We start from the raw sequence: 14571 nt of genomic DNA, 5'->3' as shown, positions 1-14571 counted from the left end.
CCCTGCGCGGCGCCGCCTCACGGCATCCCGAGCAGCCCGCTCCCCTGGTAGACGACGAGCGCCGCGACGTACGCCGCCGCGTAGGTGTAGGCGAGGACGAACGCCGGCCAGCGCCACGACTTCGTCTCGCGCCGGATCGCCGCCACGGTGCTCATGCACTGGCAGGCCAGGACGAAGAACGCGAGCAGCGCGAGCCCGGTGCGCGACGAGTACGCGATCGACCCGTCCGGCCGCCTCGCCTCGCGGATCTGCTCGGCGAGCGGCGCGGGCTCGTCGTCGGCGTCCTCGACGCCGAAGATGACCCCCATCGTCCCGACCATGACCTCGCGCGCGCCGAACGAGCCGATGAGGCCGACGTTGATGCGCCAGTCGAACCCGAGCGGCGCGGTCACCGGCTCGAGCGCGCGCCCCACGCTGCCGGCGATGCTCGCCTCGAGCGACGTCGCCTCGAGCGATGTCGCCGCGCTCTCGGCCGCGGCGGCCGGCGGCGCCGCGGGCGCGGCGCCCGGCATGGGGACCTTCAAGAGCACCCACAGCACGGCCGAGACGGCCAGGATCACGGTCCCGACGTCGCGCGTGAACCGCCACGCCGCCTGGCCCGCCTTGCGGACCACGAGCCGCGGCTCGGGGCTGCGGTACGCCGGCATCTCGAGCACCATCGGGAGCGAGCGCCCGCGGGTCGCCGTGCGCCGCAGCACGAGCGAGGCGACGAGCCCGGAGAAGATGCCGGAGACGTAGAGCGCGACGAAGAGCAGCGCCTGCACCCAGGCGCCGTGGGCCGCGAAGAAGGTCGTCAGGAGGAGCGCGTAGGTCGGGATCCGCGCCGAGCAGGCCATGAGCGGCAGGACGAGGATCGCCGTGAGCCGCTCGCGCGGGTCGCGCAGGATGCGCGTGGCGTGCACGGCGGGCACCGCGCACGCGTGCCCCATCAGCAGCGGGAGGAACGCCCGGCCGCTGAGCCCCATCAGCTGGAGCAGGCGGTCGACGAGGAAGGCGCCGCGCGCGAGGTACCCGCTCGCCTCGAGCAGCTCCATGGCGATCGTGAGGATCACGATCTGCGGCATGAAGGCGAGCACCGTCCCCGCCCCGCCGAGCAAGCCGTCGACGACGAACGAGGCGGCGAGCCCCCCGCCGAGGGCGCGGGACACGAGGCTGCCGAGCTCGCCGATCGCCGCGTCGAGCACCTCGGTGACCGGGGTGGCCACGAGGAACACGGCGGCGAACAGCAGCGCCATGAGCCCGAGGAACAGCACCGGGCCGGCCGCCGGGTGGAGCAGCACGGCGTCGGCGCGCGCGGTGAACGTCCTCCGTCGCTCCGCGGCGGCGTCGCGGCGCGGCGGCTCGACGTACACGGCGCGCGCCACCTCATCCGGATCCCACGCCGCGGCGCCGGGGGGCTCCACGGCGCCCGACGCGATCGCGCCGAGCCGCGCGGCCGCCGCGTCGAGCACCACGCCCCGGGCGGCCGGGTCCCTCGCGCTCACGAGCAGCACGGGCAGGCCGATGGCGCGCTCGAGGGCGCCGACGTCGAGCCCGCGCCCCTCGCCCTCGAGCACGTCGCGCTGCGTGGCGACGACGAGCGGGGCGAGCCCGCGCCGCACGAGCTCACGCGTGAGCCGCAGGCCGAGCCCGAGCTGCGTGGCGTCCACCACCTGGACGACGAGGCGCGGCCGCTCGCCCTCGCCGGTGCGGTCGAGGAAGCGGCGCGCGACGCCCTCGTCCGTCGCCGGATCGACGACGGCCTCGATCGAGTAAAGCCCGGGGAGATCCGCGATCGTCGCGACGGCCCCGCCCGCGATGCGGACGTCGGCCGTGAGGATGTCGACGGTGATCCCTGGGAAGTTGCCGACGTGCGCGCTGCCGCCTGTCAGCCGGTTGAACAGCGACGATTTGCCGGAGTTCGGTCGCCCGAGCAGCGCGATGAGCGGCCGCTCTGTCGACGTCGGGAGGCGCTCCGTGCCCGCATGGCAGGCGGTCATCCGACCCGCCTCTGCGAGGGCAGGGGCGCCACCAGGATCGAGCGCGCGAGCGTCGCGTTGATCGCGAGCTCCCCGCCCGACCCGGTGCGCACGTGGAGCGGCCCGCCGAACGCCGCGCGCCGGATCGACGTGAGCGTCTGGCCGGGGCCGATCCCCATCGCACCGAGCCACCCGGCGAGCTCGGCGTCGAGGCCGACCTCGACCACGATCACGCGCTCACCGGCGCGCACCTCCGAGAGCGGACCCGCAGGAGCTGCGGCGCCGGCGTGCGCCGGGGCATCCGCGCCGGCCACGCTGCTGGTCGAGTCCACGTCGGGGAAGGTCACGTCAAGTTGGGGAGGAACGCTGGAAACCATGGGTCCTGCCAGATTTTGAAAATCAATTTCAAATCTGAACCCATTGTGAACGGGTTCGGCCGGGATGTCGAGCGTCTCTCGACCCGCTGCCGTGGCGGCTGGCCGCTCTGGCGTGGCGGGGACGCCTGTTCTCCTTCTCCTGTTCCTGCCCAGGTGGCCAACCCTTGCCGGTCCTGGAGATAACCGCGCTGTTCCTCGCTTCGGGGCCCGGCGCACCCTCGATCCGCTCTCGTGGGTGCGCGATGCGAGCGCCTCACGGCCCTCCATAGCAGACCCGCCGCTGCTCGGGTGTAATGAACCCCGATGGCTGCGTCTCCGAAGGGGAGCGGCCCGTGGGTCGCCGAAAGGAAGACGCCATGAAAGAGACCATGCTCCAGGTGGACGGGATGAGCTGCCCGTCCTGCGTCCGCCACATCGACAGCGCGCTCCGCGAGCTCGGCGGCGTGGCCAAGGTCGACGTGCGCCTGCGCGAGGGCACCGTCGTGGTGCAGCACGATCCGGCGAGCGCGCCCGTTACCGCCCTCGTCGAGGCCGTGCGCGGGGCCGGTTACGGCGTGCGCCCGCGCGCCGCCTGAACGCACGCAGCGCCCGCGGCGCGTGATCTCATGACCGCGCATCGCGCCATGAGATCTCCCGCGCCGCGCTCGACGATGCGGTGAAAACTTTACCGATTGATTCAAGCGGGGGCCGGCTCACACATGTGGCCGTCTCCGCGAGCTCCGAAGCGCGCTCGTCCCCTCGGACATCCCGGCCCCGCGGCGCCCATCGAGGCGCTGGACAATGAACCGATTAAGTGGTTTGCTGTCCGCGCTTCCCGCGGGCCTCGGGCCATGTCGCAGGCGTCGTTTGTGAGCCCCGGTCCGCGGTTTCTTGGTTTCTTCATTCTCGTGGGCCCGCGGACGGAATAGGTCCTCTCCTCGCCGTGGGTTCCTCCCAGGCCTGTCCATGCAGGGCGTCACTGGCGCGCTGCCCGCGCCGCTGCGCGGCGTGCAGGACCTGTTCGACCTGGAGAACGAGAAGGGTTCACCGTGCGGTCACGCAGGGTCGAAGCCGGACGTCGCCAGGTGCAATCGGGGGAGAGGCAGAAGGAGATCACGATGCGCGTTCTTCACGGGTCGGTGGCTGGTTGGACCGGAGCAGCCCTCATGGCGCTGGGCCTCTCCGCGGGATGCGGAGACGACTCGGACGACCCGCAGGGCTCGGGGCAGGAGACGACCGGAGCGGGCGGCGGCGCATCGGGCGCGGGCGGGGGGGCCACCGGAGCCACGTCCGGCGCCGATGGCGCCACGTCGAGCAGCGGCGCCACGTCGGGCGCCGGCGGCGCCACGTCGAGCAGCGGCGCCACGTCCGGCGGCGGCGCCGCCTCGAGCAGCGGCGCCACGTCCGGCGCTGGCGGCGCCACCTCGGGCGCGGGCGCCGGCGGGGGTGACCAGGAGTCGACGGGGTTCTCGGTGCGCGGCCGCTTTCTCTACGACCGCTGCGGAGAGAAGGTGCTGCTCCGGGGCATCAACGAGATGGTCGTGTGGCTGTCGTCGGGGCCCGACGGCCTGCCGGAGTTCGCGGAGATCGCGAAGACCGGCGCCAACGCGGTGCGGATCGTCTGGCTCGCCACGGAGTCCTCGGCGGGCCTCGATCAGGCCATCACGAACGCGCTCGCGCAGAAGCTCATTCCGATCGTCGAGCTCCACGACGCGACGGGGAAATGGGATCTCCTGCCGAGCCTCGTCGACTACTGGACGAGAGCGGATGTCGTCGCCGTGATCAAGAAGCACGAGCAGAGCTTGCTCGTCAACATCGGCAACGAGGTCGGTGACCAGGTGGACAACGCGGCGTGGGAGGCGGGCTACAAGCAGGCCATCACCCGGATGCGCGGCGCCGGCATCACGGTCCCGCTCGTGATCGACGCCTCCAAGTGGGGGCAGAACATCGACCAGCTCCAGGCCGTCGGCCCCGCGCTCGTCAAGCACGACCCGAACATCCTGCTCAGCGTCCACATGTGGTGGACGGACGGCAGCGGGGCCACGATCACGAAAGAGCTGCAGGAGTCCGTGGCGTTGAACCTGCCTTTGATGGTCGGCGAGTTCGCGCAGCACGCCGTGTACGAGTGCGGCAAGCACCCGTTCGATTACAAGACGCTCCTGGCCAGGAGCGTCGAGCTCGAGGTGGGGTGGCTCGCCTGGTCGTGGGGCGCCGTCAAGAACAGCGACTGTCAGAGCGACGGGCCGTTCGACATGACGACCGACGGGACCTTCGCGGGGCTCACCGGCTGGGGTCGCGAGGTCGCGGTGACCGACCCGAACAGCATCCAGAACACCTCGGTGCGCCCTCGCTCGATCGAGACCGGATCGTGCAGGTGATGGCGTGACGACGTCCCCTGACCCGGGCGCCCGTGTTCGGCGCGGCTTCGTCAGCTGGCGGGGTGCAGGAACGACCGCACCACCTCGCGCGCTTCGCGGATGGCGTCGGTGCGCGAGAAGGTGACCCACGGCGCCGTCGCCACGTACTTCTTCCACTTGTGACGGCTGCTGCGGCCGGACCCCCAATCCTCGGCCGTGAAGAAGGCGTCGAGCGCGCTGAGGCTCATTTCGCGGCTGGCGAAGGCGCTCTCGACGCAACGCTTGGTGGCCACGGGATCGAGCATGCAGTGCCGGGCCAGGAGCACCAGATCGATGAGCGTCTTCGGGTGCCAGCGACCACGCGGCCCGAGCTCCACCAGCGAGTGAACCTTCCAGGCGAACATCACCTCGGGCGCGACGGCCGGCAGCGTGAAACCTTCCAGCTTGAAGGGGCGCGGAGCGACGCCGAGCACCTCGCCCCAACCGAAGTCGACCTGTAGCTTCCGTTCGCCGCGTGAAAGCTCGAGCCGCAGGCCAGGCCAGGGCGTTTCGAGCCAGATGCCCCACGCTTTGACGCAGAGGTCAGCGACGACGCCTTCAGCCGGCAGCTCGCTCGAACCCAGGAGCTGATTCACGACGCGCGTGGCGCGATCGAGGCTCCAGTCCCCCATGAGGACGAAGTCGAGATCCGCCGCGACGCGCCCGGGGACCCAGCTCGCCGTGAGCTGGCTGCCTCGCAGCACGGCGTCGGCGCCGAGCTCGGTGCGCGGCATGAGCTCGAGCCACGAGCGGATCAGGCTCAAGCCATCCACCCCGTGTCCACATCGAGGGCCGAATCATAGACGGTGTACTCACGCGTACGGTTGCGCAGCGGCAGACCGAGCCGCGCCGCGAGCGCCAGCACCTGATCGAAGCGCGCGTCGGCCGAAGCCTGCCCCAGGCCCCACGAGCGCAGCGTGACGAAGCGGAGCTCGACGCCGTCCGCGCGCGGCGCGCCGCGCGACAGGTAGGCCCCCAGCTCGGCGAACGCGCGCGACACCTCGGCCTCGCTATCGGGCGAAGGCAGCACGACCTTGTCGCAGGCGGCGACGGTCACGTGAGACTCGAACACGCCTTCGAAGCCCGTGCCACGCAGCTCGGCGGCGAGCTCGAGGAAAGGCAAGAGTCGCATATTGACGACGTATTTCGAGCTCCGGAGCTCGGCCAACGTGCGCTCGAAGCCGTCCGGGATCCACACAGGGTCCCAGCCGTAGCCCTGCTCGCCGCGCGGTCCCTTCGCGACGCTCCCGGAGTTTTCACCTGCCGAGCATGGCCGAGATGCCGAGCGCGCCACCTCGATGCAGGAGCGCCGGACGAGGAAATGCGCCTTGCAACCGAGCGTCGAGCTCGTCGAACGTCCATTGTCGGCCCTCATGAAAGGCGTCGAAGACCACGAATGGCTCGTGGCGGAGCTCGTAACGGGTCGAATGCGCGAGCGCGAGCCATTCGCCGACGAGCCACCCGCCGGGGTGGAGCAGTTCGCGAAACGAGGCCGCGCGCTGCTCGACCCAGGCCGCGAACATCTGGCGCCCGGGGTTCTCGGAGCGCGCGGCGAGCGTGCCTTCACGGCCCAGCGCCAGCACGGCGTCGCCGAGGCGCGCGACCGCGACGCAGGAGCCGTCGAGCTTCTCTTGCACGAGCACCTCTTCTCCGGGGCGCGGCGCGACCAGGCAGCGCTCGGCAAGCTCGCGCGGAGCGGTGCGGTCGGACGAGCCAGTGCGAGAGCCGGGCAGGTGCGGAATCTTGAAGTAAGCCTTCCGACCGAGTGGGCGTTCAAGCTCGACCACGGCTCGGCTGCGCATGACTCGGCGTCGAAGCGCTTACTTTAACCAAATGGCGTCACGGTCGACAGCCTGCGAAGGATAGCCCGCTCAAGGCCGTTTCGGCATGGTAGTAATTTTCCTCCAGCGCGCTTCAGCGATCGGCGAGCGGCAAGGTAAACGAGAAGGTGCTCCCGTCGCCGACCCGGCTCTCCACCCAGATTCGCCCACCGTGCGCCTGGACGATCCCTCGCGCGATCGCCAGACCGAGGCCCGTGCCGCGCTGCCTGTTGTTCGGGCGCGTCCAGTACGGGTCGAAGATGCGTGGGAGGTGTTCGGCCGCGATCCCGACACCGGAATCCCGGACGTGGATCCCGACCTCGCCGTCGAGCGCCTCGGCACGCACGCCGATCGCCCCGCCGTCGGGCGTGAACTTGTGGGCATTCCCGAGCAGGTTGGAGAGGACCTGGACGACCCGGTCGCGATCGGCGAGCACCCGCGGCAGATCCGCCGGAACCTCCACGTGCACCGACAACGAGCGGCTGGTCGCGCCGAGGCGCACCGCTTCCGTCGCATCCGCCACGAGGTCGGAGACCTCGTGAGGGGCGGGCAGGAGCGACAATCGGCGAGCGTCGATGCTCGCCACGTCGAGCAGGTCGGCGATGAGGCGGTTGCTGTGGAGCGCTGCGCGCTCGATCGTCCGTACGCCGTCCCGCCACTTCTCCTCGTCGACGCGGGACCCGAGCTCCCGCTTCAGCAGGGCCGCCCGGAGCATGATCGTGCTGAGGGGGTTGCGGAGATCGTGGGCCACGATGCCGAGCATCTGCTCGCGCTGCCGGACCGCATCCTGTGCCTCGGCGCGGGCGCGCATCTCCGACTCGAAGAGGCAATTGCGCTCGACCGCCTGAGCGCACTGATCCGCCATCGTGGCGACCAGCTGGCGCATCGCCGGATCGAGGCGGCACGGCCCCTCGATGACGAATACCAGGCCGCCGAGATCCCGACCGTGGATCCGGAGCGGCAGCGCCACGAGGCGTGGCGAGGCCATCGCGGCCAGGGTGGGGCTCGGGGCGAAGCGCGTGGCGGCCCCCTCGGCCTCGTCGGGGTCCGGCAGGATGACCAGCTCGCCGCGGCACAGGGCCAGGACGATCGGCTGCTCGGGATCGGACGGGATCGCCGAAAAGGGCGACGTCCCGTCGTCGCCGGTCGAGGCCACGAGGCGCAGCCCTCGTGGGTCGTCCGTTCGCAGGTAGGCCCGCGCGCCCTGGGCCCGCAGGATCGCGCCGATCGCGTGGATCGCGACGCAGGCGGACTCTCCGGCGGTGCTCGTGCGGGCGAGCGCGGCCGTGACGGCCTGCAGGTGAGCGAGCTGCTCGCGCGCCTCCTCTGCCTGGATCCGGCCTGCCTCCTCGGCCTCGCGGCGGCGACTTTCCCATGCCGCCTGCAGCTCGCGCTCGATGGTGTAGGCGATGTGCGCCACCAGCGCGAGCCGCTCGGGGCTGCCGGTCGCGACGGACGTGCTGACGTCGATCGCGCCGATGATCGTACCGTCGGGCGCGTGGATCGGCGCGCCGGTGCACGTGCAGTCGTCGAATGCGCTCGCGAAGTGCTCCGGCCCGACGATCGCGACCGGGCGATTGGCGGCAATGGCGGTGCCGGCGCCGTTGGTCCCCATCGCCCGCTCCGACCAGTCGAATCCGGGCAGGAGGCCGAATGTCTGCATCATCGAAGGAGACGTGCCGACCGAGTAAAGGACGATGCCGTCCCCATCGACGACGTAGACGGCCGGCTCCGACGCCCGCAGGAGCGCGGCGGCCCAGTGCAGGTGAGGGATGGCGGCCCGGACCAGGTCGGCGCTCCGTTCCAGCCTCCTCGCGAGCTCCTCGTCGTTGATCCGCCGGAAGGGCGGACGAACGGGGTCGACCGCCGCCGCCCGGCTGCGCTCCCAGGAGTCGAGTACGAGACGGCGCAGCGGGTCGGTGAGATCCAGCTCACGGACGAAGTCGTTCCACGTGCGGAACCGTTCTTTCGCGACCGTGGCGCCCGGCGTTCCAGCATCCCCCACCATGGACACCAACCTCGTAACACGAGAGCTGCGCCAAGGCACGAGCCTGCTGACGTGGCGACTCGCCGTTCACGTCACCATGCTGCGGAGCGTGCTCGGCGTCGTGCGGCTGCTTGGCCGCATGGCTGCGTTCTCTCGCATGGCTACCGGGGCGCGGGCCCTCCACGTCAGTGAAGGTGTTCAGCCCGGCAGTCCGGCCTGTGGAGTTCAGGAAATCGCGACCAGGGCGAGGTCGGAGAATTCGCCTGAGACCGGCGTATTCGAAGCTTTTGGGGAGACTCAGCCGCCGCAGGCGAGGGGGATCGTCAATCTCCACATGTCGTTGAGCAGCACTGGCGCGAACTCCGCGGTCGCTCCCCCGAAGATGTAGAGCTCGTAGGCCGTGGCGGTCCTCCGAGTGAAGTAGAACTGGCCGAACCTCGGCGCCGGCGCGGGGCCCGTCATCGCGGTGTCCACGCGGGTCCAGGTCCCGGTGTGGAGATCGAAGTACCAGACATCGGACAGGGTGGTACCGTCGAACTGGCTGCCCCCGACCAGCCAGATGCGGTCGTTGTGCTCATCGGCGATCAGCTTCGCGTTGTCGCGGTGGCCCGGTCCGGCGGCCTCGTCGAAGACGAGCTGATCCCAGGTCTCCGTGTCGACGTCGAACCGCCAGAGGTCGCCGAGGTAGTTCTCCGGCGTGAACAGGCCGGTCCCGTTCACGGCGTCGTTCGTGTATCCCCCATAGACGAGCAGGGCGTTCCAGCCCTGGGAGTAGACGAGCGGATGGTGGGCTCGAGCGCGCGGGGCGGGTGAGCCGGTCGCGACCTGCTTCCAGCCGTTCTTGTAGCGGACCAGGTTGTGCTGGAGGCCGTCAGGGCGGTTGATGAAGGCTGGCAGCGTCGACGACGAGCCCGAGAAGGCGTACGCGACGGTCTTGTGTTTCCCCTTCTTTCGCACGGCGACCGCCTCCGTGGAGCGGTTGGCGCGCCCGATCTCGGCCGCGCTCTGCGCGATCTGCGTCCACCCGTGCACCGGATCGAACCGGAACGTGTCCTGGTGCGTGAGGTCGAGCCCGCGCCGGAAAGGACCTCTCCCGCCGGAGACGATCAGCGCGTCCTCCTCGGCGACGCACCACATCATCGACTCGGCCCTGGCGGACGGCCCGCCTGGGTACTGGCCGAGGTCGTACCAGGTCAGCGTGTCGACGTCGAAGGCGCTGAAATCGGCCACGGGCTCGTCATCCGGGTAGGTCCCGTTCAACCCACCGAAGATGTAGAACATGCCCTGGTGATAGGCGCTCGCGCCGTCCCAGATGGCGTCGGGGATGGCGCCGCCCTGCGGAATCTCGGTCCAGTAGGGCAAATTCGACTGAGCGGCGCTCGGGCGGATACCGGCGAGCAAGAGCACGAGTGAGAAAGAAGCGATGAGCACGATCCGAAGCAGAACCCTGCATCTCATCCGAGCGACCTCCTTGATCCAGGAAACGGCGGGCGCGCGCCCGGCGCATCGCGAGCGTACAGGAGAAGTATTTCGTCGATGCATGGATAAGTCGCTGATACGGAGGTAGGCGGATCGCGCAAGGTTCTCCATGTTCACCAGCGCGTGCAGCGTTGCTGTACGGTGGGACGGTGATGGCGCGACTCCCTTGGCCGCGCGCGATGCGGCGGCGCAGGGCGCCCCGTGGGGCCGCACCGGGACCGCCCTCGGCGGCGAAACAGGCGAAAGCTATGAAATGGCTACTGTTTCCGGCGGCCGCTCGCCATCGACCGGTTTCTCTGGTGGGACTTCTGACACGCGGAGCTATTCCTCCGGCGCCGGCGGGAAGTAGACCTGCTTGGGACCGATGGCGTGCCCGGCGGGGATGGGGGTGCCGAGCTCCTCGAGGCGGAAGACCTCCGGCGGGAGCCGGAGCGACTCCCGCAGCCGATCCATCGTGGTCGGGACGAACGGGTAGAGCATGATCATCAGGTTCTTGAGCACGTAGAACGAGGAGAAGAGGGCGTCGCGGCGGCGCTCCTCCGGGTGCCGATCGTCGTGCGGCTTGAACTGCGCGAAGAGGCTGTTGATGACGCGCGCGTAGTTCTCGATCTCGAAGAGCAGCGTCGGGTAGTCGGCGCGATCCATCGCGCGCACATACCGCTGGACGATGCGCAGGGTGTCCGAGGCGACCTTGTCGAGCAGCGCGCCGTGGGGCACGCGCCCGTCGAACTTCGAGTGCGCCGCCGAGATGGGCCGCTCGAACGCAGCGTTGAGCGGCCCGGCGAGGAACCGGTTGCGCTCGTCGAGCTTGGCGAAATCGAAGTTCGACGGCTTCTCCGCGAGGCCGAGCAGCGCCAGGTAATAACGGATCTGGTCCGCTGAATACCCCTTCTCGTCGAGGAGCTGATCGGCGGTGAAGAAGTTTCCGCGCGACTTGCTCATCTTGTCGCCCCCGACGAGCAGGTGGAAGCACCCGAGGACGTCGGTGAGCTGCAGCTCGCCGGGCGCCGGCAGCCGGCGCGGATCGGGCTGCGTACCGAGCCACATCGCGCCCTGCATGAGCACGTAGAAGAAGACGTTGTCCTGGCCGAGGAACTGGTAGATCCTGGCCTCCGGATCGCACCAGAAGTCCACGTACCGCGCCGGATCGACGCCCCTCCGGGCGAGCGCGACCTGCGAGAAGGCGATGGGCGCTATCAGCGAGTCGGGCCAGACATAGAGCGTCTTGCCGCAGAGCTCCGGATCGAGATCCACCGGCAAGGAGAGCCCCCAGGCGACGTCGCGGGTGATGGCGCGGTGAGCCCAGTCCTCGACGGGCTCGCTGGGGACGCCATGGCGCGCCAGGGCGGCGCGCGCCTCCTCCATCTCCGGCTTGCTGCCGAGCTGCAGCAGGACCTTGCGATCCTGCGTGAACTTCGCCTTGTGCTTCGGCAGCGACGCCTTGATCTCCTTGTACGTCGGGGCGAGCTCGGCCTCGAAGCGGAGCGAAGGCATCACGGTGTTCAGCACGTCCGCGAGCACCGCCGGGCGCCACGCGCCCTGCTTGCCCTGGATCCAGCCCCGGAGCGTCTCGGACACGGCCCACATGTCGAGCCACCAGTGCGCGGTGTCGCGCATCACCGGCGTGGCGTTGCTGAGCGCGCTGCGCGGGCTGCCGAGCTCCGAGGGCGAGTGCTGGTGACCGCAGCGATCGCACTCGTCGCTGTACGCGTCTCCGTTGTCGCACTTCGGGTTGGGGCAGCGCCCGCGCACGAAGCGGTCGGGGAGGAAGCACTGGAGCTCCGGATCGAACCACTGGCTGCTCGTGCGCTTCTCCAGCAGGCCGCTCTCGTGCAGGCGCCGGAGGAAGCGGTGCGCGAGCTCCTGCTGAATCGGGAAGCACTCCGGCCGCGAGGTCCCCGAGTAGACATCGAGATCGATGTCATACCGCCGGAGGCTCGCGCGCTGCTTCTCGTGGATGCCGTCGATGAACTCGCGTATCGGCACCCCGGCCTGGCGCGCCGCGATCTGGCTGGCGGAGCCGTGATCATCGGTGCCGCAGACGAAGAGGACGTTCTCGCGGCCGATGACGAGGCCCAGCCAACGCGCGTGGATGTCCGCAGGGACGTGCGCCCCCGCGAGGTGCCCAAGGTGCAACATCCCGTTGGCGTAGGGCATGCCTGCGGTGACGACCGCCCGCCTGGGCCTGCGAACCTGGCGAAGGACCGAGGCGACGTCGGTCGGGGCGCCGTGATAAGATGCCATCGAAGCTCGCTATACCCCAGCGGGCCCATCAGCACAACGCTCGCGCCTCAAGCTTCCTTCGTCGCATCATGAGCCGTGAAGCCGCGCCCGCAGCGGGCTCGGGCCCTGCCTGAGCGCCGAGGTGGCCTGCTCCTGAAGCATCCCCTCGAATAGTCCGGGAAAATTCACAGGGAGTCGGGGAGAAGAAGAAGTTAATCCCATCAATCTCCCCGTCTCCCCGCCTCCCTGTTCAATATTTCTCCAAGAATGCCGAATTGAAGACTTCCACCTTCACGGCGAACAGGCCCGCTCGGATCACGCGCAGATCGCGGCGCGTGTCGTGTGGGCACGGAGCTCCGCTGTCGCTCGCTGGTCCGGGACCACCCGCCCATCGGCGCAGCCAGCGAAAGCGACAGCTCCCCACGGGTGGGCATCGACGTGATGAGGCCCGGCCAGGTGGGCCTCCAGCCCATGCCCGCGTGACACAGGGACGCGCCGCGGACGCCGCCAGGCCGCCGCGCGGCAGCCGGCGGAGCTCTCCGGCGTCGCCCTGCGCCAGCCCCGGGGCCGATCCGTCGCGCCCGGAACCCGCTTCTCGATTAGACTCGCCGTCGATGGCCGACCTAGCCAGGCAAGCCGCCCCGGACCAGGCACGGCAACAGGTACCCCCGGAGAGGCCCACCCGACGCTGTCCCGTGTGCGGCGTCCGGTACCCGCTCGACTTCCTCGTCTGCCCCATCGACGCGACGGCCCTGGAGCTCCAGGGCGTGACCGCGACCGATCCGATGGTCGGCGAGCTGCTCGCGGGGAGCTTCTGCATCACCGGCGTGATCGGCGCGGGCGGCATGGGCCGCGTCTACGTCGCCGAGCACATCCGCCTGCCGAAGCGCTTCGCCGTCAAGGTGCCGCACGAGCACTTCGCCAGCCACCGGGAGGCGATGGCGCGCTTCGAGCGCGAGGCGCAGACGATCGCGCGCGTGGGCAACGAGCACGTGATCGACGTCGTCGACATCGTCCGCCTCAAGGACGGGCGCCCGTGCATGGTGACCGAGCTGCTCAAGGGCGAGGACCTCGGCGCCTTCCTCGACCAGGTCGGCAAGCTGCCGCTCCCCACCGCCATCACGATCTCGCGCCAGGTCTGCCGCGGCCTGGCCGCGGCCCACGCGACCGGCGTCGTCCACCGCGACCTCAAGCCGTCGAACCTGTTCCTCGTCCGGCGCGAAGGGGGCAGCGTCCACGTGAAGATCCTCGATTTCGGGGTCGCCAAGGTGCTCGACGGCGCCGACCTCACGCGCACCGGCTCGGTGGTCGGCACGCCCCAGTACATGGCGCCGGAGCAGGCGCGCGGCTCGGCCGACGTCGACTCGCGCGCGGACATCTACGCGGTCGGCGCCGTGCTGTACCGCATGCTGACCGGCGAGCGGCCCTTCCCCGAGGAGGAGCCGACGCGGACCATGCTCCGCCTGCTCACCGAGGATCCCCGGCGCCCGCGCGACATCGACAAGACCATCCCCGAGGGGCTCGAGGCGCTGATCCAGCGCGCCATGGCCCGGGCGCGCGAGGACCGGCCGCCGTCCGCCCAGGAGCTCGATCGCCTGCTCGCGGACTTCGATCTGCAGGATCCGCTCGCGCCTTCCCGCGCGCTCGGCGTGGGCGTCGCCGTGACCGAAGGCGCCCCGAACGACGAGCGGGCCACGGTCGTCATCCCGAACGCCCAGGGCCAGAGCGCGGACGACGTGACGCGCAAGGCGCGGCGCGCTCGCCCCGTCGCGTCGCTGCTGTCCATCGCCGTGAGCCTCGCCGCGGGCGCGGCCGTCTTCACCAGCACCGCGATGGTCCTCCGCAGGGTCTACGGCATCACCGAGCGGCGGGCGCTCAGCCAGAGCGAGGTCCTCCTCGCCGCGGGCGCCGCGGGCGCGCTCGCCTTCATCGCCTTCGTCGCCACCCTCCGGGTCCTCGTCGGCCGCTGGCGGAGCGCGCCGGCCATGGAGCGCCTCGGCCACGGCCTGCTCGGCGCGCTCGTGTGGCTGTTCGTCTCGTGCGGCGTCCTCGCGCTCAGCGCCGCCGCCTACAACGCGTTCGCGCTGCCGATCCCCGCCCTGGGCCTCGACCCGGCCGAGTGGCTCGGCTGGGTGGACGTCGGCGTGATCGCCGTGCCGACCCTGATCGCGCTCGTCACGCTCACCGTGGCGCTCCGGCGCGTGACCCGCGTGTCGTAGAGCGGCGGTCACCCGCTTCGGATACGGGCCCATCTCGTCGTTTTCGGTGCTCAGCGCACCGGAGTGCGCTTCCGCGCCGAAAACGCCGATCTGGGCCCGTCTCCTGTGCGGGTGACCGCCGCTCTGCGTCGCG

The 14571-nt window shown here is 70.5% G+C and carries 11 protein-coding genes and 1 pseudogene; 3 read left to right on the top strand and 9 right to left on the bottom strand.

Translation table 11 applies throughout. The features are described 5' to 3' along the window. Nucleotides 1-17: 17 nt before the first annotated feature. Together feoB and WMF11_RS45055 are read right to left on the bottom strand one after the other, a co-directional pair. Nucleotides 18-1979, bottom strand: coding sequence for a ferrous iron transporter B (feoB, locus tag WMF11_RS45060; RefSeq protein WP_437975126.1), 1962 nt, complete (start codon nucleotides 1977-1979; stop codon nucleotides 18-20). Beyond that, nucleotides 1976-2305, bottom strand: coding sequence for a FeoA family protein (locus WMF11_RS45055; RefSeq protein ID WP_437975125.1), 330 nt, complete (start codon nucleotides 2303-2305; stop codon nucleotides 1976-1978). Before WMF11_RS45055 ends, feoB begins: the two co-directional genes overlap by 4 nt. Before the next feature lie 386 nt (nucleotides 2306-2691). Here WMF11_RS45055 and WMF11_RS45050 point away from each other — a divergent pair, with 386 nt between their 5' ends. After that, nucleotides 2692-2910: a heavy-metal-associated domain-containing protein gene (locus WMF11_RS45050; protein ID WP_437905207.1), complete on the top strand. Its 219-nt coding sequence runs from the start codon at nucleotides 2692-2694 to the stop codon at nucleotides 2908-2910. A gap of 522 nt (nucleotides 2911-3432) precedes the next feature. After that, the gene (locus tag WMF11_RS45045; protein WP_437905206.1) at nucleotides 3433-4692 is read left to right on the top strand and encodes a cellulase family glycosylhydrolase; all 1260 of its coding nucleotides are present in this window, start codon (nucleotides 3433-3435) and stop codon (nucleotides 4690-4692) included. Nucleotides 4693-4742: 50 nt separating this feature from the next. Here WMF11_RS45045 and WMF11_RS45040 read toward each other — a convergent pair whose 3' ends face one another. The 7 genes and pseudogenes from WMF11_RS45040 to WMF11_RS45010 all read right to left on the bottom strand — a co-directional run bounded on the left by WMF11_RS45040 (nucleotide 4743) and on the right by WMF11_RS45010 (nucleotide 12240). After that, a complete protein-coding gene (locus WMF11_RS45040; RefSeq protein WP_437975124.1) occupies nucleotides 4743-5474 on the bottom strand; it encodes a nucleotidyl transferase AbiEii/AbiGii toxin family protein in 732 nt (243 codons plus the stop codon). Next, entirely contained in the window at nucleotides 5471-5842 is a 372-nt protein-coding gene (locus WMF11_RS45035; protein ID WP_437911133.1) for a hypothetical protein, read from the bottom strand. Before WMF11_RS45035 ends, WMF11_RS45040 begins: the two co-directional genes overlap by 4 nt. 75 nt (nucleotides 5843-5917) lie before the next feature. After that, a pseudogene (locus WMF11_RS45030) lies at nucleotides 5918-6004 on the bottom strand (hypothetical protein); the annotation flags it as partial. After that, nucleotides 5967-6347: an RNA ligase family protein gene (locus WMF11_RS45025; protein WP_437905204.1), complete on the bottom strand. Its 381-nt coding sequence runs from the start codon at nucleotides 6345-6347 to the stop codon at nucleotides 5967-5969. The gene WMF11_RS45025 and the pseudogene WMF11_RS45030, both read right to left, overlap by 38 nt. A gap of 277 nt (nucleotides 6348-6624) precedes the next feature. After that, nucleotides 6625-8538, bottom strand: coding sequence for an ATP-binding protein (locus WMF11_RS45020; RefSeq protein ID WP_437975123.1), 1914 nt, complete (start codon nucleotides 8536-8538; stop codon nucleotides 6625-6627). A gap of 276 nt (nucleotides 8539-8814) precedes the next feature. Then, the gene (locus WMF11_RS45015; RefSeq protein ID WP_437905202.1) at nucleotides 8815-9975 is read right to left on the bottom strand and encodes a Kelch repeat-containing protein; all 1161 of its coding nucleotides are present in this window, start codon (nucleotides 9973-9975) and stop codon (nucleotides 8815-8817) included. A gap of 342 nt (nucleotides 9976-10317) precedes the next feature. Further along, nucleotides 10318-12240, bottom strand: coding sequence for a methionine--tRNA ligase (locus tag WMF11_RS45010; RefSeq protein WP_437975122.1), 1923 nt, complete (start codon nucleotides 12238-12240; stop codon nucleotides 10318-10320). A gap of 674 nt (nucleotides 12241-12914) precedes the next feature. Between WMF11_RS45010 and WMF11_RS45005 the strand changes: the two genes are divergently transcribed. Then, nucleotides 12915-14438: a serine/threonine-protein kinase gene (locus WMF11_RS45005; RefSeq protein ID WP_437975121.1), complete on the top strand. Its 1524-nt coding sequence runs from the start codon at nucleotides 12915-12917 to the stop codon at nucleotides 14436-14438. Nucleotides 14439-14571 lie beyond the last annotated feature (133 nt).

The sequence above is a fragment of the Sorangium sp. So ce295 genome (assembly GCF_051527405.1).
GTDB classification, from domain to species: domain Bacteria; phylum Myxococcota_A; class Polyangia; order Polyangiales; family Polyangiaceae; genus Sorangium; species Sorangium cellulosum_B.
This window is presented reverse-complemented; position numbering and strand designations above follow the sequence as displayed.

Excerpts from the sequence above, each read along its gene's own strand:
- WMF11_RS45010 (WP_437975122.1), bottom strand. The coding sequence starts at position 12,240 with ATGGCATCTTATCACGGCGCCCCGACCGACGTCGCCTCGGTCCTTCGC.
- WMF11_RS45045 (WP_437905206.1), top strand. The coding sequence starts at position 3,433 with ATGCGCGTTCTTCACGGGTCGGTGGCTGGTTGGACCGGAGCAGCCCTC.
- feoB (WP_437975126.1), bottom strand. The coding sequence starts at position 1,979 with ATGACCGCCTGCCATGCGGGCACGGAGCGCCTCCCGACGTCGACAGAG.
- WMF11_RS45020 (WP_437975123.1), bottom strand. The coding sequence starts at position 8,538 with ATGGTGGGGGATGCTGGAACGCCGGGCGCCACGGTCGCGAAAGAACGG.
- WMF11_RS45015 (WP_437905202.1), bottom strand. The coding sequence starts at position 9,975 with ATGAGATGCAGGGTTCTGCTTCGGATCGTGCTCATCGCTTCTTTCTCA.
- WMF11_RS45050 (WP_437905207.1), top strand. The coding sequence starts at position 2,692 with ATGAAAGAGACCATGCTCCAGGTGGACGGGATGAGCTGCCCGTCCTGC.
- WMF11_RS45035 (WP_437911133.1), bottom strand. The coding sequence starts at position 5,842 with ATGCGACTCTTGCCTTTCCTCGAGCTCGCCGCCGAGCTGCGTGGCACG.